General features: G+C 57.2%; 23 protein-coding genes. 5 read left to right on the forward strand and 18 right to left on the reverse strand.

Going from position 1 to position 23966, the window contains the following annotated elements:
• Nucleotides 1-278 precede the first annotated feature (278 nt).
• Nucleotides 279-2210 (forward strand): bifunctional 2',3'-cyclic-nucleotide 2'-phosphodiesterase/3'-nucleotidase, encoded by a 1932-nt coding sequence (locus DBY66_RS09440; RefSeq protein ID WP_108569952.1) that lies wholly within the window; start codon nucleotides 279-281, stop codon nucleotides 2208-2210.
• A gap of 478 nt (nucleotides 2211-2688) precedes the next feature.
• Here the strand turns inward: DBY66_RS09440 and fklB are convergent, their stop codons facing one another.
• Nucleotides 2689-3309, reverse strand: a complete 621-nt coding sequence (gene fklB, locus DBY66_RS09445) for an FKBP-type peptidyl-prolyl cis-trans isomerase (protein WP_071669180.1) — start codon at nucleotides 3307-3309, stop codon at nucleotides 2689-2691.
• 185 nt (nucleotides 3310-3494) lie between these two features.
• Here fklB and DBY66_RS09450 point away from each other — a divergent pair, with 185 nt between their 5' ends.
• Nucleotides 3495-4160, forward strand: coding sequence for a LysM-like peptidoglycan-binding domain-containing protein (locus tag DBY66_RS09450; protein WP_158249868.1), 666 nt, complete (start codon nucleotides 3495-3497; stop codon nucleotides 4158-4160).
• Between the two features lie 56 nt (nucleotides 4161-4216).
• On the opposite strand, the gene rplI is transcribed toward DBY66_RS09450, so the two are convergent.
• The 4 genes from rplI to rpsF are packed head-to-tail and all read right to left on the reverse strand — an operon-like array spanning nucleotide 4217 to nucleotide 5657.
• Nucleotides 4217-4666: a 50S ribosomal protein L9 gene (gene rplI / locus DBY66_RS09455; protein ID WP_065648101.1), complete on the reverse strand. Its 450-nt coding sequence runs from the start codon at nucleotides 4664-4666 to the stop codon at nucleotides 4217-4219.
• A 39-nt stretch (nucleotides 4667-4705) separates the two neighbouring features.
• On the reverse strand, nucleotides 4706-4933 hold the full coding sequence (gene rpsR / locus DBY66_RS09460) for a 30S ribosomal protein S18 (RefSeq protein WP_000135199.1): 228 nt from the start codon (nucleotides 4931-4933) through the stop codon (nucleotides 4706-4708).
• Between the two features lie 4 nt (nucleotides 4934-4937).
• Nucleotides 4938-5255, reverse strand: coding sequence for a primosomal replication protein N (gene priB / locus DBY66_RS09465; RefSeq protein ID WP_071669179.1), 318 nt, complete (start codon nucleotides 5253-5255; stop codon nucleotides 4938-4940).
• A 6-nt stretch (nucleotides 5256-5261) separates the two neighbouring features.
• Nucleotides 5262-5657 (reverse strand): 30S ribosomal protein S6, encoded by a 396-nt coding sequence (rpsF, locus tag DBY66_RS09470; RefSeq protein WP_039380603.1) that lies wholly within the window; start codon nucleotides 5655-5657, stop codon nucleotides 5262-5264.
• A 382-nt stretch (nucleotides 5658-6039) separates the two neighbouring features.
• Here rpsF and DBY66_RS09475 point away from each other — a divergent pair, with 382 nt between their 5' ends.
• The gene (locus tag DBY66_RS09475; protein ID WP_108569953.1) at nucleotides 6040-6243 is read left to right on the forward strand and encodes a hypothetical protein; all 204 of its coding nucleotides are present in this window, start codon (nucleotides 6040-6042) and stop codon (nucleotides 6241-6243) included.
• A 19-nt stretch (nucleotides 6244-6262) separates the two neighbouring features.
• On the opposite strand, the gene yjfP is transcribed toward DBY66_RS09475, so the two are convergent.
• A complete protein-coding gene (gene yjfP, locus DBY66_RS09480) occupies nucleotides 6263-7012 on the reverse strand; it encodes an esterase (protein WP_108569954.1) in 750 nt (249 codons plus the stop codon).
• Nucleotides 7013-7162: 150 nt separating this feature from the next.
• Here yjfP and DBY66_RS09485 point away from each other — a divergent pair, with 150 nt between their 5' ends.
• Entirely contained in the window at nucleotides 7163-9094 is a 1932-nt protein-coding gene (locus tag DBY66_RS09485; protein ID WP_071669177.1) for a methyl-accepting chemotaxis protein, read from the forward strand.
• Between the two features lie 57 nt (nucleotides 9095-9151).
• Nucleotides 9152-9475: a biofilm peroxide resistance protein BsmA gene (gene bsmA, locus DBY66_RS09490; protein WP_071669176.1), complete on the forward strand. Its 324-nt coding sequence runs from the start codon at nucleotides 9152-9154 to the stop codon at nucleotides 9473-9475.
• Here the strand turns inward: bsmA and DBY66_RS09495 are convergent.
• From DBY66_RS09495 to mutL, 12 genes are all read right to left on the reverse strand, one after another.
• Complete coding sequence (locus tag DBY66_RS09495; protein WP_039380614.1) at nucleotides 9452-11080, reverse strand: isovaleryl-CoA dehydrogenase; 1629 nt, start codon at nucleotides 11078-11080, stop codon at nucleotides 9452-9454. The genes bsmA and DBY66_RS09495 overlap by 24 nt on opposite strands.
• Before the next feature lie 135 nt (nucleotides 11081-11215).
• Nucleotides 11216-11950 carry a 23S rRNA (guanosine(2251)-2'-O)-methyltransferase RlmB gene (rlmB, locus tag DBY66_RS09500; protein ID WP_039380618.1) on the reverse strand — a complete coding sequence of 245 codons (735 nt, stop codon included), beginning with the start codon at nucleotides 11948-11950 and terminating at the stop codon, nucleotides 11216-11218.
• 125 nt (nucleotides 11951-12075) lie between these two features.
• Entirely contained in the window at nucleotides 12076-14511 is a 2436-nt protein-coding gene (gene rnr / locus DBY66_RS09505) for a ribonuclease R (RefSeq protein WP_039380621.1), read from the reverse strand.
• A 15-nt stretch (nucleotides 14512-14526) separates the two neighbouring features.
• Complete coding sequence (gene nsrR, locus DBY66_RS09510; protein ID WP_039380624.1) at nucleotides 14527-14970, reverse strand: nitric oxide-sensing transcriptional repressor NsrR; 444 nt, start codon at nucleotides 14968-14970, stop codon at nucleotides 14527-14529.
• A gap of 194 nt (nucleotides 14971-15164) precedes the next feature.
• Entirely contained in the window at nucleotides 15165-16463 is a 1299-nt protein-coding gene (locus tag DBY66_RS09515) for an adenylosuccinate synthase (protein WP_071669175.1), read from the reverse strand.
• A gap of 165 nt (nucleotides 16464-16628) precedes the next feature.
• The gene (locus tag DBY66_RS09520; protein ID WP_039380628.1) at nucleotides 16629-16829 is read right to left on the reverse strand and encodes a DUF2065 family protein; all 201 of its coding nucleotides are present in this window, start codon (nucleotides 16827-16829) and stop codon (nucleotides 16629-16631) included.
• A 54-nt stretch (nucleotides 16830-16883) separates the two neighbouring features.
• Nucleotides 16884-17888, reverse strand: coding sequence for a protease modulator HflC (hflC, locus tag DBY66_RS09525; RefSeq protein ID WP_039380630.1), 1005 nt, complete (start codon nucleotides 17886-17888; stop codon nucleotides 16884-16886).
• A 3-nt stretch (nucleotides 17889-17891) separates the two neighbouring features.
• Nucleotides 17892-19127, reverse strand: a complete 1236-nt coding sequence (hflK, locus tag DBY66_RS09530; RefSeq protein ID WP_108569955.1) for an FtsH protease activity modulator HflK — start codon at nucleotides 19125-19127, stop codon at nucleotides 17892-17894.
• A 218-nt stretch (nucleotides 19128-19345) separates the two neighbouring features.
• Nucleotides 19346-20626, reverse strand: coding sequence for a ribosome rescue GTPase HflX (gene hflX / locus DBY66_RS09535; RefSeq protein WP_104085381.1), 1281 nt, complete (start codon nucleotides 20624-20626; stop codon nucleotides 19346-19348).
• A gap of 80 nt (nucleotides 20627-20706) precedes the next feature.
• On the reverse strand, nucleotides 20707-21021 hold the full coding sequence (gene hfq / locus DBY66_RS09540) for an RNA chaperone Hfq (protein ID WP_039380637.1): 315 nt from the start codon (nucleotides 21019-21021) through the stop codon (nucleotides 20707-20709).
• Nucleotides 21022-21121: 100 nt separating this feature from the next.
• Nucleotides 21122-22072: a tRNA (adenosine(37)-N6)-dimethylallyltransferase MiaA gene (miaA, locus tag DBY66_RS09545; RefSeq protein ID WP_094112182.1), complete on the reverse strand. Its 951-nt coding sequence runs from the start codon at nucleotides 22070-22072 to the stop codon at nucleotides 21122-21124.
• Entirely contained in the window at nucleotides 22065-23954 is a 1890-nt protein-coding gene (mutL, locus tag DBY66_RS09550) for a DNA mismatch repair endonuclease MutL (RefSeq protein WP_108569956.1), read from the reverse strand. Before mutL ends, miaA begins: the two co-directional genes overlap by 8 nt.
• Nucleotides 23955-23966 lie beyond the last annotated feature (12 nt).

Consider the following 23966-nt stretch of genomic DNA (forward strand, 5'->3'; position numbering starts at 1 on the left):
CGCAGAAATGCGCTTTCCGACCCGGACTGCTGCTCTTCAGAGTCTGGCAGGTAAAGGCCCGCCTGTCTGTTGCCGGCATCGTATTCAATAATAGATCGTATTATCAATACCATAGATTGCAAAGGGTAACTATGGCGCATTGCTGAATCGCCTGCGGTCGCGGAAAAAAAGCAAAACCCCGATATCTATCACAAATTGAACTGATAATTTGTCATGGTTTTACATTATTTTGAGAAGCCTATTAGGTAAACAAGGAGAGAGCCGTGTTCAGAGTGAACATGTCGTTACTGACGCTGTGTCTGGCAGCCGCTACCGCTCAGGCTGCGACTGTGGATCTGCGTATTCTGGAAACCACCGATCTGCACAGCAATATGATGGATTTTGATTATTACAAAGATAAATCTACGGAGAAGTTCGGTCTGGTGCGTACCGCCACGCTGATTCAGCAGGCGCGCGCCGGGCGCAAAAACAGCGTGCTGGTCGATAATGGCGATATCATTCAGGGCAGCCCGCTTGGCGACTATATGGCGGCAAAGGGGCTGCAGCCAGGCGAGGTGCATCCGGTTTATAAGGCGCTGAACACGCTGGATTACGCGGTCGGCAACCTGGGCAACCACGAGTTCAACTACGGCCTTCCTTATCTGCAGCGCGCGCTGGCAGGTGCACGCTTTCCCTATGTGAATGCCAATATCATTGATGAAGCCAGCGGTAAGCCGCTGTTTACGCCCTATCTGATTAAAGAGACCCTGGTAACCGATCGCAGCGGCGCTCAGCACACGCTTAAGATTGGCTATATCGGCTTTGTGCCTCCGCAGATTATGGTATGGGATCGCAATAATCTGCAGGGTAAAGTGCGGGTTGATGACATTACCGCAACCGCCAAACGCTATGTGCCGGAAATGCGCGCTAAAGGTGCTGACATTATTGTTGCCATTCCCCACTCCGGCCTGAGCAGCGAGCCGTATCATGCGATGGCGGAAAACTCGGTGTGGTATCTGAGCCAGGTGCCGGGCATTAACGCAATCATGTTCGGTCATGCGCATGCGGTATTCCCCTCAAAAGAGTTTGCTGCGATCAAAGGCGCTGATATTGCTCAGGGGACGCTGAACGGCATACCCGCCGTGATGCCAGGAATGTGGGGCGATCATCTTGGCGTGGTCGATCTGGTGCTGAGCAACGATCGGGGATCGTGGCAGGTGACGCAGGGTACTGCCGCTGCGCATCCGATTTATGACGCAGCGGCGAAGCGATCGCTGGCGGCAGAGGATCCCGCGCTGGTTGCGGTATTGGCTGAAGATCATCGCGCCACGCGCGAGTTTGTCGCCAAACCGATCGGCAAAGCAGCAGATGTGATGTACAGCTATCTGGCGCTGGTGCAGGACGATCCCACCGTGCAGATTGTGAATAACGCGCAGCGTGCCTATACCGAACGCTTTATTCAGGGCGATCCCGATCTGGGACGCCTGCCGGTGCTGTCGGCAGCAGCTCCGTTTAAAGCAGGCGGCCGCAAAAACGATCCTGCAAGCTACGTGGAGGTTGAGAAAGGTGAGCTGACGTTTCGCAACGCCGCCGATCTGTACCTCTATCCCAATACGCTGGTTGTGATGAAAGTGAGCGGCGCTCAGGTTAAGGAGTGGCTGGAGTGCTCAGCCGGGCAGTTTAATCAGATTGACCCACACAGCAGCAAGCCGCAGTCGCTGATTAACTGGGATTTTCGCACTTACAATTTTGACGTAATAGATGGCGTGAATTATCAGATTGATGTGACGCAGCCCGCCCGCTACGACAGCGAATGTGCCCTGATTAATCAAAATGCGTCACGCATCCGCCAGCTTACGTGGCAGGGCAAGCCGGTTGATCCCGCGGCAACCTTCCTTGTGGCGACCAATAATTATCGCGCCTGGGGCGGTAAGTTTGCCGGTACCGGCGAACCGTTTGTCGCCTTTGCCTCACCGGATGAGAATCGCGCCGTGGTGGCAGCCTATATCAGCAGCCAGAGTAAGCAACAGGGCGCCGTGCAGCCGCAGGCAGATCATAACTGGCGTTTAGCGCCCATAAAGAGCCAGACGCCGCTGGATATTCGCTTTGAAACGGCGCCGGGCAGTAAAGCAACGCAGTTTATAAACCAGTATGCCGACTATCCGATGAAGCCGGTGGGCACAGACGAGACGGGCTTTGCTATCTGGCAGGTCAACCTGCAGCACCCCTGACCCCGCCCGCCCGTCACCAGGGCGCCATTAATGGCGCCCCTACACCGACCCGCCTGTAGGGGGCGCATTTATGCGCCCCAGGTTTCAATCCCCGTACGCAACCAGGGCGCCATTAATGGCGCCCCTACACCGGCCTACCCGTAGGGGGCGCATTAATGCGCCCCAGGTTTCAATCCCCGTACGCAACCAGGGCGCCATTAATGGCGCTCCTACACCGACCCGACCGTAGGGGGCGTATAAATGCGCCCCTGGTTTCAGTCCCGCCCGTAACCAGGGCGCCATTAATAGCGCCCCTACATTGACCCGCCTGTAGGGGGCGCATTTATGCGCCCCAGGTTTCAATCCCCGTACGCAACCAGGGCGCCATTAATGGCGCCCCTACATTCGATCCCCACACGCAACAAGGGCGCCATTAATGGCGCCCCTACATCGGCCAACCCGTAGGGGGCGCATTTATACGCCCCTGGCGGCGAAGCTATTACAGGATTTCCAGCAGCTCAACTTCAAAAATCAGGGTGCTGAATGGCGGGATTGAGGCGCCGGCACCACGCTCACCGTAGGCGAGGTTGTGCGGGATAGTCAGCTCCCATTTTGAGCCAACCGGCATCAGCGTTAATGCTTCGATCCAGCCAGCGATAACGCCGGTAACCGGAAACTCTGCTGGCTCACCGCGGGCAACGGAGCTGTCGAACACGCTGCCGTCGATAAGCTTACCGGTGTAGTGCACGCGTACGCGATCCTGACGTGACGGAATCGGACCATCACCCTGTTTGATCACGCTAAACTGCAGACCTGACTCCGTCGTGCTCACGCCTTCACGCTGGGCATTCTGCTCAAGGAACTGCTGACCCTGTGCGGCCATCGCTTCGGTGCGCTCGCGGCGCACGCCTTCTGCACGCTCGTGTACTTCGCGCAGCGCACGGTGTACCACATCAACCGGAACCGCCGGTGAGTTCCCTTCCAGCGCGTCGCGCAGACCTGCCAGCAGTGCTTCAGGCTGCAGACCCTGCAGTCCAGACTCCTGCAGCTGCTGACCAACCTGTAAACCGATACCGTAACTTGCTTGTGATTCGACGCTGTCAAATGAAGGGGTCGTCATCTTGATTCCTTAATCCCGGATAAAAGTGAACCGGCAGCATAGCAGCGCACGCGGCTGGCGTAAAATCTCACGCGGTGCGTGATGACATTTGGCGACGAAACAGAAACAATACGCAGGTCAAATTTTTCAATGCTGGCGGGCACTTCCTGCTGTCATTGCCCATACTGTAAAACAAGAGAGATAACATGGGCCAGATTGCCCCGCGACGTCGCCGGACGCGCACCACGCGAACGCTGTTACCCTGGCTGCAACGCTGGCTGCCAGCCAGAATGCATAAAACCGCTGGCGAGGAGGATTCACCTATGGCCACAGATACCCCGTCCCGCATGCCTGCTGCCCTGCAGCGCGTCTGGCACCTGCTGGATGATGTACGCTGGATGGATCCCCTGCCGCCGCTTCATCGCCGCGGCATCGTTATTGCCCTGATAATCGTGCTGCTGGCGTTTCTCTGGCCGACCAGCAACGGCAAATATCCGGTTGAACGTTCGGTTGAGAGTCAGCCGAAAGAGGTACCAATGCAGGCGGAGCTTTCTGGTAATCAGGATAGCGCTTCTGCGCCGCAAAACGGCCAGCCGGCTATTGATGCGCAGGGCACCTGGCGCAGCTACAGCGTAGCCTCGGGCCAGACGCTGGCGCAGCTGTTCCGGGACAATAATCTGCCGGTTAATGATGTGTTTGCGATGGCGCGCGTAGAGGGAGAAGGCTCGCCGCTGAGCTCGCTGCAGAGCGGTCAGCAGGTGAAGATTCGGCAGAATGGCGACGGCGTGGTGACCGGTCTTACCGTTGATGGCAGTAACGGTCCGGTGCTGTTTACCCGTCAGCCCGACGGCACCTTTATCCGCGCTCAGTAAGCGCCGGAAACAAAAACGCCGGCACAGGGCCGGCGTTTTCGCATTACTGCATAAAATTATGCAGCAACTACATTCACAACCAGTTTAGCGAAAACTTCGCTATGAACCTGGAAGTCAACTTCATGCTCACCGGTGGTGCGCAGAACGCCGTTCGGCAGGCGAACTTCGCTCTTAGACACCTCAACACCTGCTGCAGAAACTGCATCAGCGATGTCGCGGGTACCGATAGAACCGAACAGTTTACCTTCGTCGCCTGCTTTAGACGCGATGGTAACGGTGCCCAGGCCGCTGATTTTCTCAGCACGTGCGTTGGCAGCTGCCAGAACGTCAGCCAGTTTAGCTTCCAGTTCAGCACGACGAGTTTCAAAGAACTCAACGTTTTTCTTGGTAGCAGGAACAGCTTTGCCCTGTGGTACCAGGAAGTTACGAGCGTAGCCCGCTTTAACGTTAACCTGGTCACCCAGGCTGCCCAGGTTTGCTACTTTATCAAGCAGAATAACTTGCATTACCTTATCCTCTTAAAGTCGTTAATGGACAGTTGCCGATTACTGATGACGATCAGTGTACGGCAGCAGAGACAGGTAACGCGCGCGCTTGATAGCACGAGCCAGCTGACGCTGGTATTTAGCACGAGTACCGGTGATACGGCTTGGAACAATCTTGCCGCTTTCAGTGATGTAGTTTTTCAGCGTTGCGATATCTTTATAATCGATCTCTTGAACGCCTTCCGCGGTGAAACGGCAGAACTTGCGACGACGGAAATAACGTGCCATTTGGCTAGTCTCCAGAATCTATCAATTCAATCTGCTCGGCATGTAACACAAGTTTGCTCTGGCCATTGCGTGCCTGATGGCAGCTAATAAAACCTGTGAGCGTGAGTTGCGTGCCGACCGTTATATGTTGAGTAATCGCCTGATGGGCGCTGCCGCTGATAATCACCGGCATCTGACACCAGGCTTGCCGGTGAAACCCGGCCTCCTCCTGCACAGAACGATGCTCAAGCATGAACTGGCAGTGTGGGATCCCTGACGGACTGACGTTTCGAACTGGCGTCCTGCACACAGTGCCAGACAGACGCAGCTGATTTGCCGTCATCGGGAATTACTCTTCAGAATCCCCAGCATCTGACTCTTCTGCCGATTCGTTAGCGAAATCTTCGCGGCGCTCACGACGCTCGTCTTTCGCTTTAACCATCGGAGAAGCTTCAGTTACCGCGTGCTTAACGCGCATAACCATGCTGCGGATAACGGCGTCGTTGAAGCGGAAGTTAGTTTCCAGCTCGTCGATCACTTCCTGCGGCGCTTCTACGTTCAGCAGAACATAGTGAGCTTTGTGCAGTTTGTTGATCGGGTAAGCCAGCTGACGGCGGCCCCAGTCTTCCAGACGGTGGATCGTGCCCTGTGCACCAGTGATAGCACCAGTGTAACGCTCGATCATGCCCGGAACCTGTTCGCTCTGGTCAGGATGGACCATAAATACGATTTCGTAATGACGCATCGATAGCTCCTTACGGATTATTCAGCCTCCTGTCAGGGTCAGCTGCGGCCCATGGAAGCAAGGAACGTTATAGGTTGCATATCATCGTTAAATGACACACACCTCTGAATGCAGCTGAAAAATTGACGCGTAATCATACTGGCCTCAGGGGCTAAACACAAGCGCACATTTCGCCTGTTTTGCACAGGCGTGCCAGACAGCGCGCCTTTTTGTGCTAAGCGTGCAACTTCAGCCTGTTACGCGCGTTTTTTCAAAAACATTGAAATACGCGTTCAAAAAGCCGCTCTGGCGCTGCGCTGGTTAAAAACTAAACTCTATAAAAGCGCCCTGAACAATGCACCGCGTGCGCGATTGATGAAGTATCACAGGTGAGGAGTCGATTATGAAAGCTGTCATTGTCGCCACTTTACTGAGTCTCTTTCTCTCTTCCCCCGCCATTGCCAGCGTTACTGACTCTGCGCAGCAGATGAGAAGCAGCAGTAAAGCGGCTTCAGGCTATATCTATGTTAACCGGCTGGATGCGCCGGCTGATAACCCGTTTACCGCTGCGCAGCGCCCCACCGATCGACTGTCCGGGCAGCGCTGAAGTCCCCGCTGGCGGCTGCTCAGAGGGAACGCGTAAAAAACGCCACCAGCGCGGTGAGCGCGGCGGGCGTGATTTTATGCCCGATCTGCGGCTCAGACAGGAACGTAAGCTGACCATCCTGCTGTGTGGCGCGCAGCGCCTCTGCAAGGCGCTGCGTCTCAGCGAAGGGCACCACCTCATCCGCTTCGCCATGCCAGAGCAGCAGCGGCCGGCTGGCAAGCCGGGCCAGATTTGTGGCGGGATCGTAAGCGCTCAGCGGCGCCAGGCGCGCGGCAAGCAGCTGCTGCTGCTCAGCGGTTTTCGGTACCAGCGGCGGGAAGAGCTGCTCGCTGAGCTGCCGGAAATAGCCCGATCCCATCAGACAGCCAACACTCTGAATGTGCGGGTAGCGCGCCATGGCTCCCAGCGCCGTCATCCCGCCCATTGAGGCCCCCGCCACCGCAAAACGTTCGCCGGCGATCCAGCGGTTGTCACGCAGCGCGCTCTCCAGCTGCGGCAGCTCATCAATATTCTGGCGCAAAATCTCCCAGAAACGCGTCATACGCAGTGCGCTGTCGCCCTGATAACGCGCCCCGTGCATCTCTGCATCGGGCATGATGACGCGAAATCCTGCCTGCGCCAGCGCTACAGCAAAGTAGCTGTAAACCTCTTTTGATGAGGTAAAGCCATGGTAAAAGAGAATGGCGGGCAGCGGAGTCTGCCGCTGACCGGCGGGTGCGGCATGAATACACTCGATTCCTGCCAGAGTCTCTGTTGTCAGTTCAATCACGGTAGCGCTCCTGAATAGCGTGCATCTGATACCGAGTGTACCTGTTCTCTGCCGGCGCGTTAGCAGATTAACGTCGCTGCTTTTTCACCCTAAACCTTTGCCGGTTTTTGCCGTTGATCGTTCTCCCCCATTCTAAATAACAGGTATTTTATGAAGCGTCTTTCTCTCAGCGCCCTGAGCCTTGGCGTCAGGCTGTCTGTATTGACGTCTTTCAGCGTCGCCGTCGTACTGTTTGTCCTGACATTTACCCTGAGCCATAACGCCGCCCGTCAGCTGGAGCAGCTGGCAACCGACGATATGACCAATCAGGTACAGGGCATCAGTGAAATGGCCACGCTGTTTAACGCTACGCTCTCCGAAGAGGTGGCAAACTACACCAGATTATTCCAGAGCTTTTTACCTAAACGTTTCAGCCGTGACGAGAGCACCCGCGTTCAGACAGGTGAACTGAGCACGCCGGTGCTGCGTGCCGGTCTGAAAACGCTTAATCTCGATCAGCTTGCCGTGGATGACTTTTTTGAGCGTACCGGCGCGGTGACGACCATCTTTGTCCGCGACGGTGATGACTACGTGCGTATCGCGACGTCACTGAAAAAAGAGGATGGCAGCCGCGCCATTGGCACCCGCCTGGATCGCAGCAGCGCCGCCTGGCGCAGCGTACAGCAAGGCACCACATGGCGCGGGCTGGCTACGCTGTTCGGGCATCGCTATATCACCCAGTATGAGCCGGTACGTGATGAAAGCGGCAGCGTCATTGCGATTTTATTTGTCGGCGTAAAAATCGATACACAGTATGCGCTGATACGCGACAAAGTGCTGGCGCGCCATCTTGGTGACAGCGGCAGTTTCTTTGTGCTGAATGGTACGCCGGGCAGTAAACAGGGCACCTACCTGTTTGACCGCCACGCTGAGGGGCAGCAGCCGCGCTGGAGTCAGGCGGTACAGCAGCGGCTGCTTACACAGCCCGCCGGGCTGCTCAGCTTTGAGGACGCCGGTGAAACCCGGCTGCTGGCGTGGCAGCAGCTGCCGGGCTGGGACTGGGTTATTGCCGGTGAGGTCAGCCGTGCCGCGTTGCTGGCGCCGGTTACGCAGAGTCGCAACCTGTTTATGGCTATCGGCCTGGCGCTGGTGCTGCTGTTTGCTGCCGGCTTTGTTTTTTACTGTCGTCATGCCCTTACACGCCCGTTGCAGCAGGTGATCCATCTGGCCGAAGAGTATGCGGCGGGTAACCTGCAGGCGCATCTTAACTCAGCGCGACGCGATGAGGTGGGCCAGCTGGTGGCTGCCATCAACGGCATTGGCGACGGGCTGGAAAAAGTGGTGCGCCAGGTGCGGGGCGCCGCTCAGGAGATCAGTGACGGCACCGATACGATTGCGGCTGGCAGCGCGACCATCAGCGAGCAGATTAGCCGTCAGGCGAGCAGCGTGGAAGAGACTTCCGCCAGCATGGAGCAGTTTGGCGCCACGGTGGCGCAGACCGCGGCTAACGTACGTCAGGCGATGGCATTGATGAGCGAAGCTGCCGGTACCGTCAGTCAGGGTGGGGCCACTGTCGCCCGCTCAGCGGAAACCATGGCGGAGATCAGGGTTGCGTCGCAGAGTATTGCCGATATTACCCATGTGATTGAGTCAATAGCATTTCAGACCAATATCCTGGCACTGAACGCGGCTGTAGAAGCCGCGCGCGCCGGCGAACACGGGCGCGGCTTTGCCGTAGTCGCCGCCGAAGTGCGGGCGCTGGCGCAACGCAGCGCCAGCGCAGCAAAAGAGATCGATACGCTGATCGCCCGCTCCATTGAGCGGGTTGCGGCGGGCCATGCGCTCTCTGAGCAGACGCGCGATAATATGAGCCACATTGTGACGCATTTTGAGCAGGTCAAAACGCTGATGGATGAGATCAATATCGCGGCACAGGAGCAGGCGGCGGGTATCGGTCAGGTTAACCTGGCGATGAACCATATTGGTCAGGCGACACATCAGAGCAGCGATATGGTTATGCAGTCTGAGAGCACCGCCCGGCATCTGAGCGAGAAAGGGCATCATCTTACGGCGCTGGTCAGCCTGTTCAGGCTCAACAGCTGATGATTGCGGGAAGATGGCTTACACTTTAGCTATCTTCCCTGCACTTCCGGAGTCGTTATGTCCCGTCTGTTACTGCTGCTGAGTCTGGTGCTGTGTGGATGTTCAACGCTGCAGTCGACCCCGCAGGCGCCGCCGCCGCCCGCCTCACAGCCCCAGGAGATTTCGCGTGCGCAGAGCGCCGGACTGCCGAAGCTGGGCAATATCAGCGCGTCGACGCGCGGTTCACCGGATGATGTCCAGCGCGCGATTGCCGCACGCGCCAGCCAGGCTGGGGCTGTCTATTATCAGATTATAATGCTGGATGATACCTCCTTTCCCGGCCTGTGGTACGCCACCGCGATCCTCTACGGCGCGCCTTCAGGCAGCGCCGGCGCGCAGTAGCAGACGCGCGGCCAGCGTCTCATCCGGGCCACGTGCGCCGCGCCCGTCGAGCGCAAGCGCACACCACGCATCGGCCAGCGGCGGTTCTGCGACTTTCAGCAGTATCGCCGCGCTCGCCAGCCAGAACAGCTCCTGCGCCAGGTCACGCGCCTGCGCTTCATGCGGATGACGCAGCTGCAGACGCAGCTGACGCCAGCTGCGATCAACATGACGATTAGCGCCCCTCACCGCCTCAAACTCCTGCTGCAGCAGCGCATGGCATGCAGGATAGCGCTGCAGTACGCGCAGAATATCCAGACACATGACATTGCCCGATCCCTCCCAGATGCTGTTAACCGGCATCTCGCGATACAGCCGCGGCAGTTCGCTCTGTTCGCAGTAGCCGATACCGCCCAGCACCTCCATGCTCTCCGCGACAAACGGCATACCGGCCCGGCAGATGGCAAACTTCGCTACCGGTGTAAAGAGCCGGGCATAGAGCCGCTCCGTCTCGCTGGCTGGCGCTGACCACGCCCGGGCGAGCCGCAGCAACAGCGCAGTCTGCGCTTCAAGCTGCAGCGCCTGTCGTGCCAGCTGGAGGCGCATCAGCGGCTGCTCGCTGAGCGGTTTGCCCATGACCTGTCGCTGCTGCGCATGATGCAGCGCCACCGACAGCGCACGGCGCATCAGGCCGTGGCTGCCGAGCGCGCAGTCGAAGCGCGTCATGCCGCCCATGCGTAACAGCAGCCGCACGCCTTCACCCTCTTCGCCCATCAGCCAGCCAGTGGCATCCTGAAACTCCACTTCAGCGCTGGCATTGGAGCGGTTGCCCAGCTTCTCCTTGAGCTGCTCGATGCGCAGCGCATTGCGCGTGCCGTCAGGCAGCAGTCGCGGCAGAAAAAAACAGCTCAGGCCGCGTGAGGTATGGGCCAGGATCAGATGCGCATCGCTTTGCGGCACAGAGAAAAACCATTTATGACCGGTAATGCGCCACGGCTCGCCCGGCGCACGCACACCGAGTGGTTCAGCGCGCGTGGTGTTAGTCAGCACGTCAGTACCGCCCTGCTTTTCAGTCATCCCCATGCCAATCAGCAGCCCGCGCTTCTGACCGCCTGGCAGGTGATGGGCATCGTAGCGGTCGCTCAGCAGGCCTGCGCGCCAGTCCGCATAGGCTGCGGGCAGATGCGCCTGCAGCAGAGGAAGCGCGGCGTGCGTCATGGTGACCGGACAGAGGGAACCCGCTTCCGCCTGGGCATGCAGAATAAAGCGCGCCGCACGCGCTACCATGGCATGAGCCGGGGCATCAGGCTGCCAGCTGAGATTATGTAAGCGGCTGGCACAGACGCCCTGCATCAGCAGATGCCAGGCGGGATGAAACCGCACCTCGTCGATGCGCTCGCCGCGCGCGTCATAGCGCTGCAGTACCGGCGGTTCACTATTGGCCAGCCGTCCCAGCTCCAGCGATTCCGCGCTGCCAAGCTGCAGACCAACCGACGCCAGCCACGCCTGGTCCCAGGCCGCGCCTTCGCGCACCACGGCATCGCACAGAGCGCTGTCGCGGGTGAACAGATTACTGTTGCAGAGAGGATGAGGCTGGTTGAATACGTGATGAGTGGTATGAAACATAGCGCCTCCTGATGATAACGCATCATAGCGACGAGGCTGCCAGGCAGAGTAACCGTCTGGCAGCCTGCTCTGTCTGAATTATTCAGGAGAGCCGTACAGGAGGGAAAAGCGCTTGTTGATATTTTGCGGTGCCGATCACGCCTGGCGCTGGCGCACGGCTTCAAACAGGCAGACGCCGGTCGCCACCGAGACGTTCAGCGAAGAGACGCTGCCTGCCATCGGAATGCTGATCAGCTCATCGCAGTGTTCGCGCGTCAGGCGGCGCATACCTTCGCCCTCCGCCCCCATCACCAGCGCCAGCGGACCGGTCATTTTGCTCTGATAAACCGTATGATCCGCCTCACCGGCAGTGCCAACGATCCAGATGTTGTATTCCTGCAGCAGTCGCATAGTGCGCGCCAGGTTAGTGACGCGAATGAGCGGAACGTTTTCCGCAGCGCCGCTGGCGACTTTTTTTGCCGTGGCGTTAAGCGGTGCAGCACGATCTTTCGGCACGATGACCGCATGAACACCCGCCGCGTCAGCACTGCGTAGGCAGGCACCCAGGTTGTGTGGATCGGTTACGCCGTCGAGGATCAGCAGAAACGGTTTCTCCAGCGACTGCAGCAGATCGGGCAGATCGCCCTCCTGGTAATTTTTACCCGGTTTGATACGCGCCACGATGCCCTGATGCACGCCGCCCTCTACCTGTGCATCGAGCCACTGGCGGTTAGCCAGCTGGATCACAATACCCTGAGCTTCCAGTGCGGCAATCAGCGGCTGCAGGCGGCGATCGTCGCGCCCTTTGAGAATGAAAACTTCCTGAAAACGCTGGGGGTCGCGCTCCAGCAGCGCCTGCACGGCATGAATGCCAAAAACTATTTCGCTCATTATTTTGCTCAAGATTGGGTTAGAACAGCGATCGCTGAGATCCGGGTTCAGGATGCGCGCGGCGGCGCATCCGGTACAGCGCGTAAAGCATACCCGGATTGCCTGTCAGGACAATCCGGTGACCATCAGGTCGCGCTGCTTTTTTTTGATGCCCGCTTAGCCTTAGTGGCGGCGGCGATTTTACGGGTTTTCTCAGAGACTTTATTGCCTTTTTTCTCACTTTTCTGCGCAGCAGCCGGTTTCTTTTCACCACGGAAAGCCGCATCCGGTTCAAAGTTGCCTTTTTTACCCGCGTCGCGACGGCGCTTTGTGGCAGGTTTGCCGCTGCGCTTCTCGCGTTCCCGCGCGGTTTTGCCTTCGCCACGCGGCACGCGCTTGCTGGAGATCAGTGCAAAATCGATTTTACGCTCATCCATGTGCACCGCATCCACGCGCACTTCCACCGCATCGCCAAGACGATAGGTACGGCCGCCCGACTCGCCGATCAGACGCTGTCCGACGGCATCAAAGCGATAGTAGTCGTTATCCAGCGTGGAGACATGCACCAGGCCATCGATGAACAGATCGCTCAGCCGCACAAAGAAGCCAAAGCCGGTCACGCTGGAGATCACGCCGTTAAACACATTGCCCACCTGATCCTGCATGAAGTCGCACTTCAGCCAGTCAGCAACGTCGCGCGTCGCTTCATCAGCGCGGCGCTCGGTCATCGAACAGTGCTGACCCAGCTGCAGCATCTGCTGCATATCATAGTGGTAGCCGCCGTTCGGCGTAGTGATACCGTTTTCCATGCCCTGCTCTTTTGCCAGCAGATATTTAATCGCCCGGTGCAGCAGCAGATCCGGATAGCGGCGGATCGGCGAAGTAAAGTGGGCGTAAGAAGCCAGCGCCAGACCAAAGTGTCCGCGGTTTTCCGGATCGTAGACCGCCTGTTTCATGGAGCGCAGCAGCATGGTCTGCAGCATCTCAGCATCCGGACGCTCGGCGATCTGATCCAGCAGTTCGGCGTAGTCCACAGGCTGCGGTTTTGCGCCGCCCGGCAGGCTCAGACCCAGCTCGCTCAGTACGGTGCGGAAACTGGTGATGCTGTCTTCACTCGGACGATCGTGATCGCGGAACAGCGCCGGCTCCTGGTGTTTCTCCACAAAGCGGGCAGACGCAATGTTAGCGAGGATCATGCACTCTTCGATAAGTTTATGCGCGTCGTTACGTACCGTGCGCTCAACGCGCTCAATACGGCGCTCAGCGTTGAAGATAAACTTCGCTTCTTCCGTTTCAAATGAGATGCCACCGCGCTGCTCGCGTGCGGTTTCCAGCACCTCGTACATAGCGTGCAGCTCTTCGAGATGTTTTACCTGTGCCGCATACTGCTCACGCAGCTCGGGATTACCCTGCAGGATATTCCAGACTTTGTTATAGGTCAGTCGCGCGTGTGAGTTCATCACCGCTTCATAATGCTTATAGCCGGTCAGTTTACCGCTGGCAGAGATAGTCATCTCACAGACCATGCAAAGGCGGTCAACCTGCGGATTCAGCGAGCAGAGGCCGTTGGAGAGGATCTCAGGCAGCATCGGCACGACCTGCGACGGGAAGTAGACTGATGTTCCGCGCTGATGCGCTTCGTCATCCAGCGCCGTACCCGGCCGCACGTAGTAACTTACGTCAGCGATCGCTACCCACAGGCGCCAGCCACCACCGCGCTTTTTCTCGCAGTAGACGGCATCATCGAAGTCGCGGGCATCTTCGCCATCAATGGTAACCAGCGGCAGCTGACGCAGATCGATACGTCCCTGCTTCGCCGCTTCCGGCACCTCTTCTTTCAGCTTCGCAATCTCTCTTTCGACCTCTTCCGGCCAGGTGTGCGGAATTTCATGCGTACGCAGCGCCATATCAACTGCCAGACCGGTGCCCATATTGTCGCCGAGGATTTCGGTGACTTTACCGATAGCTTTGGTGCGGCGCGTGGCGCGCTGCACAATCTCGACCACGACAACAGAGCCCATCCGGGCATCAAGCGTTGCGTCCTGCGGAATAAGAATATCAAAGCTCAGACGGCTATCGTCCGGCACCACGAAGCCCGTGCCGGCATCGGTAAAGTAGCGGCCGACAATCTGGCTGTTGCGCGGTTCAAGCACCCGCACCACGCGCGCTTCACGGCGACCTTTACGATCGGCACCGCCTGGCTGCGCCAGGATCACGTCGCCATGCAGGCAGAATTTCATCTGTTCGGCGGAAAGATAGAAGTCATCTTTTTGCCCTTCAGCGCGTAAAAAGCCGTAGCCGTCACGATGGCCAATCACTTTGCCGCGCAGCAGGTCGAGGCGTTCCGGCAGCGCATAGCACTGACGACGGGTAAAGACCAGCTGACCGTCACGCTCCATTGCGCGCAGACGACGGCGCAGCGCCTCCAGCTGATCTTCACTGGTGATGTTTAACGCCCCCGCAATCTCTTCGCGGCTGGCTGGTTTTTCCCGCTGCTCCAGCAGCCCGAGAATAAATTCGCGGCTGGGGATCGGGTTATCATATTTTTCAGCTTCTCTGTCCTGAAAAGGATCTTTTGACATTAGGTTCCTCCGATGTCATTTGGAGTGGATTGCCACCGGCGGTTCGGACAATAGGATGTGGTAGAGCGAATCGTTGTTTCTTACCAGATCGGCCAGCGTATAGTTATCCAGCTCCTGCAAAAATAACTGCACGGCGTCATTAAGCGCCTTACGTAAGCGGCAGGCTGGGGTGATGGCGCAGGTGTCACAGTTAACTAACTGCAGCGGCTCCATCTTTCTGACAACGTCGCCAATAATAATTTTTTCCGGGTCCATACCTAAACGAATTCCGCCGTTTTTGCCGCGTGTAGCAGCTACAAAGCCGGCCCGGCTCAGTTGATTGATGATTTTTACCATATGGTTACGCGATACGCCGTAAGTATCGGTGACTTCAGTAATGTTAGTCTGCCTGCCCTCGGGCAGCGTAGCCATGTAAATCAGTGCGCGCAGACCATAATCGGTAAAACTTGTTAGCTGCACATATACCTCAGTAAACCATCAGATTTTTTAGTTTTAGCGCCAGCTGCGCGCTTCGATTAACAATGATGATAAACCAGTGCGGAAAAACCCGGAGCGCTTTTTTCATGCCCGTGTGGTCCTGAGCCGAAAAAAACAGAGTGAGCGGAAGCAGACAGCGGATAAACAGAGGCCGGAACATGTCCGGCCTGAGAAGATTATGCGTCGAACGGATCGCGCAGAATCATGGTCTCACTACGGTCCGGGCCCGTTGAGATAATATCAACCGGCACACCGGTTACTTCTTCGACACGCTTGATGTAATCGCGTGCGGCCTGCGGCAGACCCTCTACGGTTTTGACACCAAAGGTGGTCTCACTCCAGCCAGGCAGAGTTTCGTAAATCGGTTCGATACCTTCCCAGCCTTCAGCTGCCAGCGGCGTAGTGGTCATCTCGCGGCCATCCGGCATACGGTAGCCGACACAGATTTTAACCTCTTTCAGGCCATCCAGCACGTCCAGTTTGGTCATGCAGAAGCCGGAAAGCGAGTTAATCTGTACGGCACGGCGTACAGCAACCGCATCAAGCCAGCCGGTACGGCGACGGCGGCCGGTAGTGGCACCAAACTCATTGCCCTGCTTGCACAGAAACTCACCGGTCTCATCAAACAGCTCGGTCGGGAACGGACCCGCTCCGACGCGAGTGGAGTAGGCTTTCACGATACCCAGCACGTAGTCGACATAGCGCGGACCGATACCGGAGCCGGTTGCCACGCCGCCTGCGGTGGTGTTAGAGGAAGTCACATAGGGGTAAGTACCGTGGTCGATATCCAGCAGGGTACCCTGCGCACCTTCAAACATGATCAGATCGCCACGCTTGCGCGCGCCATCCAGCAGATCGGATACGTCCACTACCATGCTGGTCAGGATGTCCGCTACGGCCATCACGTCGCTCAGCACTTTTTCGTAGTCAACGGCATCGGTTTTGTAGTAGTTCACCAGCTGGAAGTTGTAGAAATCAACAATCTCTTTCAGCTTGGCTGCAAAGGTCTCTTTGTTGAACAGATCGCTGACCCGCAGGCCGCGACGCGCCACTTTATCTTCATAGGCAGGCCCGATACCGCGGCCCGTGGTACCGATCGCTTTGGCACCGCGCGCTTTTTCGCGTGCCAGATCCATTGCAACGTGATATTGCAGGATCAGCGGGCAGGCTTCAGAAATCAGCAGACGTTCACGTACCGGCACACCGCGCGCTTCCAGACCATTCATCTCTTTCATCAGCGCTTCAGGTGACAATACCACCCCGTTACCAATGATGCTGGTAACATTTTCACGCAGGATGCCAGAAGGAATTAAGTGGAGGACGGTTTTTTCACCGTTGATGACAAGTGTATGGCCTGCATTGTGGCCACCCTGGTAACGCACCACATAATTAGCGCGTTCAGTCAGAAGGTCTACGATTTTACCTTTACCTTCGTCACCCCATTGGGTGCCCAGTACGACGACGTTCTTACCCATTTCTAAAATCACCGATTGCTTAAAAATGGATTCTACCATCGGTTTTTCACAGTTTCAGCACTTTTAGCACACGTTTGCGCTGTTTTTTGCCTGCCTTTTGTTCAGCTCACAACATGTTGGGGAGGCTCGGCCCGACAGGCACAACTTAACCGGTAAGCGGCGCGATTATCCCTGCATATGCTGGCTGAACAGGCAGTAAATCACCACGCCCGCTACAACCAGTCCACCGCCAAAACGATGCAGCAGGCGGTCAGGCAGCTGCGTCAGAGAAAGGATCATGCGCCGCCAGAGTCGCGGCATTAACATCGGCCCTGCGCCTTCCAGTATCAGCACCAGCGCAAGCGCCATCCAGATGGTTGAATTCATACGTTATCCAAAAAAAAGGGCCGACATCAGTGTCGGCCCTGGCTTTATAAGCGCTTATCGTGAAACGTTGGTCGGTGCTTTCATATAGCGGAAGAAATCGCTATCCGGGCTCAGCACCATGACGTCCTGATTATCCGCAAAGCTGTTTTCATACGCCCGCAGGCTGCGAATGAACGCATAGAAATCAGGATCCTGACTGAAGGCATCGGCGAACAGCTTGGCGGCTTCACCATCCCCTTCACCGCGCGAGATCAGCGCCTGACGCTGCGCTTCAGCCAGCGTACGGGTTACCTGGTAATCAGCCTGCGCACGCAGTTTTTCTGCCTCTTCCTGCCCCTGTGAACGCTGGCTACGGGCAACCGCTTCACGCTCGGCGCGCATACGGTTGTAGATAGCGTCAGAGACTTCAGTTGGCAGGTTGATCTGCTTAATACGCACATCAACAACCTGAATACCCAGCGCCGCCATACTGTTTGGATTTGGCGCAGGCTCGCTGCTATTGGTTTCGCGCTCAACGCGTGCGGCAGCGCTGGCGATGGCATCATCTGCTGCCGGCGTCTGAACTTCATCATCGTTACCCGCGCTGCCCGTGTTCAGCGCATCGCGTACGTCAGTGGTCAGACGGCCACGCGAATCGGTCACGATATCTTTCACATCGAGACGGCCCATTTCTGAACGCAGGCGGTCGCTGAACTTACGTTTCAGCAGCACCTCAGCCTGAGAGATATCGCCACCGCCCGTTGCCAGGTAGTAGCGGCTGAAGTCGCTGATACGCCACTTGATATAAGAGTCGACGATCAGATCTTTCTTCTCTTTGGTGACAAAGCGATCGGCCTGGTTATCCATGGTCTGAATACGTGCATCCAGCGATTTCACGGTTTCAATGAATGGAATTTTAAAGTGCAGACCCGGCGAATAAACCTGTGGCTTATTCTCGTCGTCGCGCAGGACTTTACCAAAACGCAGCACGATACCGCGCTGGCCCTCCTGCACAACAAACAGTGACGCGTACAGCACCACCAGCACTACGATAATTACGGCGATGATTGGCTTACGCATCGGTTACTCCCTCCCTTCACGCTGGCTATCGTTGCGCAGCGCGTTTGCGCGACGCTGGTCCATGATGCTGTCCGGACTATAAGATGAGTTACCGTTACGATCGGCACTGTTGCCTGGCGACGAAGGCAATTTCATCAGGTTAGTGTTGTTCTGACCGCTCTGGCTGCCTGACTGGCCGTTGCGCAGCAGTTGATCCAGCGGCAGTACCATCAGGTTGTTGCCACGATCGTTAACCAGCACTTTACGCGTATGACTCAGCACGCGCTCCATGGTTTCGATATAGAGGCGCTCTTTGGTAATTTGCGGGGCCGCCTTGTACTCCGGCAGCAGACGCGCAAAACGGGCAACCTCACCCTGCGCTTCCAGTACGGTACGCTCTTTGTACGCTCGCGCTTCTTCCAGAATACGCTGCGCCTGACCGTTGGCACGCGGCTGCACTTCGTTGGCATAGGCTTCTGCTTCACGCACATACTGCTCACGGTTTTCGCGTGCGGCGATCGCATCATCAAACGCGGCTTTTACCTCTTCCGGTGGACGCGCCGCCTGGAAGTTTACGTCAAGCAGGGTGATCCCCATATTGTAGGGGCGAATCGTTTCGTCAATCTCACGCTGCGTATCGCTACGCACCACGGTACGCCCTTCGGTCAGAATGCGATCCATGGTGGAACGACCAATCACGCCACGCAGCGCGCTGTCGGTGGCCTGACGCAGGCTGTCATCCGCGCTGGTTACTGCATAGAGATAGCGCTCCGGATCGGTCACGCGATACTGGACGTTCATCTCAACGCGTACCACGTTTTCATCGGATGTCAGCATCACGCCTGATGCAGCCAGCTCGCGCACGGCTTCAACGTTGACAGCGCGTACGTTATCAATAAATGTCGGCTTCCAGTTGAGGCCAGGCTCAACCAGATGACTGAATTTGCCAAAACGGGTTACAACACCGCGTTCCGCTTCTTTGATGGTGTAGAAGCCGCTTGCCGCCCAGATAATCACTACGGCTGCGCCTGCAATGCCAACCAGTTTGCCACCGCTACCGCCGCTGCGCTGACCGTTATCGTTCTGTTTGCCACCGCCCAGTCCGCCGAGTTTTTTACTCAGCTTACGGAAGATATCATCCAGATCGGGAGGCCCCTGCTCGCGCCCTCCTTTATTCCCCCCAGAGTTGCCGCCTTGATTATTGCTGCTTCCCCACGGGTCGCGGTCCTGTCCGTTATTTCCGGGCTGATTCCACGCCATGTTTCTACTCCATTTATTGTATTTACGTGTTTTACCTTTCACGTCGCCTGCCGCCGCGTGGTGAACTGCCTGCCCGCCGCCGGATCCGCTACAGAGGTAAGCATCCGGTCATGCGCGCAGTTGACGTTGCGCCCGCGAAACCCTGTTCCGGCGCAGACAGCCTGCAGTCATACTTACAGCACCATTCTCATGTGTCAGATAAAGGCGTTTGGGCAATATCAAACAATATAACTGGTTAGCAACGGCTCCTGTTTGCATAAGCGATGCCAGTCGATAATCGGCATACGCACCTGCAAACCCGTACTGCCATCTTCTTCATTCCACTCTTTTTCTATCGCCTGCAGCTGGTAAAAGCGGCTACGCAGACGTCCTGCTTCAGGTGGCAAACGCAGTTCATACTGCGCAATCTCACCTGCCAGCCGTTCTGAGAGCGCCTGCCACAATAGCTCCAGACCGACGCCGTTTTGCGCTGAGAGCCATACGCGCGTCGGGCGCTGCTCTTCATCGCGATCGATACGCGGTTCAAACCCATCCAGCATATCGATTTTGTTCATAACCAGCAGCGAGGGGATCTCATCCGCCTCAATTTCAGCCAGCACTTCATTTACGGCGTCAATGTTGTCGGTAACGCGTAAATCAGCGGCATCGATGACGTGCAGCAGCAGAGTTGCCTGGCGGGTCTCCTGCAGCGTTGCTTTAAACGCCGCGACCAGATCGTGCGGAAGATGGCGGATAAAACCGACGGTATCGGCCAGCACCACCTCGCCTACGTCGGCGACATTAAGACGGCGCAGGGTTGGATCGAGCGTGGCAAACAGCTGATCCGCCGCATACACATTGGCAGACGTTACCGCGTTAAACAGGGTGGATTTTCCGGCGTTGGTGTAACCCACCAGCGAAACAGTAGGCACATCAGCTTTGGCACGCGCCTGACGTCCCTGTTCACGCTGCTTTTCAACACGCTCAAGCCGCGACAGGATCTGGCTGATGCGACCGCGCAGCAAGCGCCGGTCAGTTTCCAGCTGAGTTTCACCGGGTCCACGTAGTCCGATGCCGCCTTTCTGACGTTCAAGGTGTGTCCAGCCGCGCACCAGGCGGGTGGCCAGATGGCGTAGCTGCGCCAGCTCGACCTGTAATTTCCCTTCATGGGTACGGGCGCGCTGCGCAAAGATGTCGAGAATTAAGCCGGTGCGATCGATAACACGACATTCGCACAGACGCTCGAGATTACGTTCCTGAGCAGGAGATAAGGCATGATCGAATAATACGACCGATGCTCCACTCGCTTTTACCGCATCGGCAATTTCAACTGCCTTTCCTTCACCGACAAAATATTTGGGATGTGGCGCTTTACGACTGCCGGTAATGACCTGCAGTGCATCGACGCCCGCAGAAGAGACAAGAGTTTCAAACTCCTGCAAATCTTCCAGCTCTTTGTCTTGGGAGAACCAGATGTGTACCAGTACGGCCTGCTCACCGGCATCATAACGGTCAAACAAGCTATAACCTCGCTAAAATAAAATAACCAGGACGGGAAAACCTGATTGCTCCCCGGCCCTGGCTTTACGGCTACGCAAACTTACTCTGCGCTATCACCGTCTTGTTGTGGCTGCGATTGAGCGCTCTGATTGCTTCCGCCGTGGTGGTAGTTACTGCTACCGCCGCCGCCCGCATTATTACTGTGATGCGAAACCGGACGCGAAGGAACCACGGTAGAGATGGCGTGCTTATACACCATCTGGCTCACTGTGTTTTTCAGTAAAATAACGAACTGATCGAAAGACTCAATTTGTCCCTGCAGCTTAATGCCGTTCACCAGATAAATCGAAACCGGAACACGTTCACGACGCAGTGCGTTCAGAAACGGGTCTTGTAATGATTGCCCCTTAGCCATTCTATCTTTTCCTTATATGCTTGTTGTTTGTTACTTAAGAACCGTGGTTCAGAAAAACTGCGTAAAAATTTGCGCACGCTAACCGATCAATTGTACACAATCAGCCCTGCTTAGCACTAACTACCTGAAGTACCGTGTCGCGGGCTGTTTCAGGCGCATCACTGTCTAACCAGTGCACACCTTCCCAGCCTCGTAACCAGGTCATCTGGCGCTTGGCTAACTGCCGGGTGGCGCAAATTCCCCGATAAACCATATCGTCATAGCTGATTTCGCCTGAAAGATAAGACCACATCTGGCGATAACCGACACAACGAATGGAAGGCATATCCGTATGCAAATCACCTCGCGCAAAAAGGGCACGAGCCTCCGCCTCAAAGCCTGACGCTAACATCTGGTCGTAACGCATTGCAATGCGCTGGTGCAGCATTTCACGATGCGCCGGAGCGATCGCAAACTGGTGCACATCGTAGGGTAGCGCTTCACCGGACGTTTTTGTCAGTTCCGTTAAAGTTTTACCCGAAATAAAAAAAACTTCCAGTGCTCGCGAAAGTCTCTGCGGATCATTCGGATGAATACGACTGCCGGCGACCGGATCGATTTCACACAGCTGGCGGTGCAGGGTTTCCCACCCTTGTTCAGCCGCCGTTTGCTCTATTTGCTGACGTATTTGCGGATCGGCCGGGGGCAGCGGCGACAATCCTTCAAGCAACGCCTTAAAGTAGAGCATGGTTCCACCAACAAGCAGCGGAATTTTACCTTCCCGGGTAATCTCCGCCATTTCTGCCAGCGCATCGCGACGAAATTCAGCGGCAGAATAACTCTCCGCCGGATCGCGTATGTCCAGCAGACGGTGAGGAGCCAGCGCCTGCTCTTCAGCTGAAGGTTTTGCTGTTCCTATATCCATCCCGCGATAGATCAGGGCGGAGTCAACGCTAATCAGCTCTACCGGCAGCTGCTGGCGTAATGCAATGGCCAGCGCGGTTTTGCCGGAGGCGGTTGGCCCCATCAAAAAAATAGCCTTTGGCCGGCCAGCCTGGTTTAGTTCACTCATGCTTTAACGCGTTAATCGCGCTCTCAATATCCAGGGTCTGTAACAGACCTGAAGGCGGCGACTTCAGCAGCTGCGGACAGAGCCGTTCCAGCTCCGCCAGTAGCGCAATCGCCTGCGAGTGATTCCAGTGTGGCTCCTCTGCATCCTCACGACGTGCCAGCCACTGAGCCAGCATGGACGCAGAAACCTCTTGCTGCCGGGCCAGGTAGCCTAACAGTTCTGGAATCAAGATTTGTAAATTTTGTGTTCTTAACGGTAAAGGCACTGCGCGCAGGGTGACATGCTGCCCATCCCGCTGCAAATCAATACCCATCTGCTGCAGCAGCGCAGCCCGGGTGGTAATAACCTCCTGCTCACTGGCGGCAATTTTCAGGCGTACCGGTATCAGCAGCGGCTGCGGCCGCAGCCCCTCCTCCCCCGGCTGAAGCTGCGCCTGCTTTAGCCAGCGCGAAGCGACGGACAGCGAGAGTAGCTGGAGCGCTGCGCCCCGCTCCAGCAGCGCATAGCGCTCGCGGACGACGCTGAGCACGCGGCCAAAACTCTGCGCGTGCGCGGCCAGCGGTGCACCAGCTGTGGGCTCGCGCGTTCTCTGTGGGGCTGCCGGAGCCGGTGTCGGTGCCGCGGGCGCGGCAGAGGGCGTTTTCAGCAGCTGCTGATACGCAGCGCCCTCACGGGCGCGGTACGCGGGTTCTTTATGCTGCCAGCCTGCGCCCGCGTTTCCGCTGCGGGCGGGCGCACGATCCCGCGAGCTGGCGGCTTCGTCATCATGTCGGGATGGCGCAGCGGCAGGCTGAGCAAAATGGTTACCGCCGGCAGCCTGGCGGTTCTCTGGCTGCCACGGTGCAGCAGGCTCTCTTGCCGCGACTTCCGGCAGTTCCGCACTGCGGCTCGCCTGCAGCACGCTCATCACGCCCTGCCAGATAAAGTCATGCACCAGTCGCGACTGGTGAAAGCGCACTTCATGCTTGGCAGGATGAACGTTGACATCAACCTGATGCGGGTCGATCTCCAGATAGAGTACATAGGCAGGCTGCTGATCGTCGCCCCCCTGGTCCTGCCAGGCCTGACGGATAGCATGGTTGATCAGCTTGTCGCGCATCATACGCCCGTTGACGTAGCAATATTGCAGATCCGGAGTTTGCCGCGCGCCAGCCGGATCGGCTACCCAGCCGCGTAGCGCGAGATCGTCATGCTGCCAGTCGATACGCAGCGCATGCTGCATAAATGCCGTACCGCAGATCGCGCCCAGACGTCGTTCCTGTTGCGACGTCTGCGTCACGCCGCGGTACTGACGCACCAGTTTACCGTTGTGCGTGAGCGAAATCGCGACGTCAAAACGCGCCAGCGCAATGCGACGGATCACTTCATCAATATGGGTGAACTCCGTTTTTTCCGTGCGCATAAATTTGCGCCGGGCCGGCGTATTGTAGAACAGATCCAGCACCTCCAGCGAGGTTCCCACCGGATGGGCCGCCGGCTTAACGGTGACCTGCATATCACGCCCTTCGGCGTACGCCTGCCACGCTTCCTGCTGATCGGCGGTGCGTGAGGTCAGCGTCAGACGGGAAACTGAACTGATGCTGGCCAGCGCTTCACCGCGAAAGCCGAGGCTGGCTATCGCTTCGAGATCGTCCAGCGACGCAATTTTACTGGTAGCGTGACGCGCCAGCGCCATCGCCAGCTCTGCTTTGGGAATACCGCAGCCATTATCGCGAATGCGAATCAGCCGGGCTCCGCCTTTTTCAATATCGATATCGATACGCGTTGCGCCGGCATCGAGGCTGTTCTCCACCAGCTCTTTTACAACCGATGCCGGACGCTCAACCACTTCGCCAGCGGCAATCTGGTTTGCCAGCTGCGGCGGTAAAATCTGTATAGGCATGGTGGTGATCCT

The organism is Pantoea sp. RIT413, from assembly GCF_003057675.2.
GTDB classification, from domain to species: Bacteria; Pseudomonadota; Gammaproteobacteria; order Enterobacterales; family Enterobacteriaceae; genus Pantoea; species Pantoea eucrina.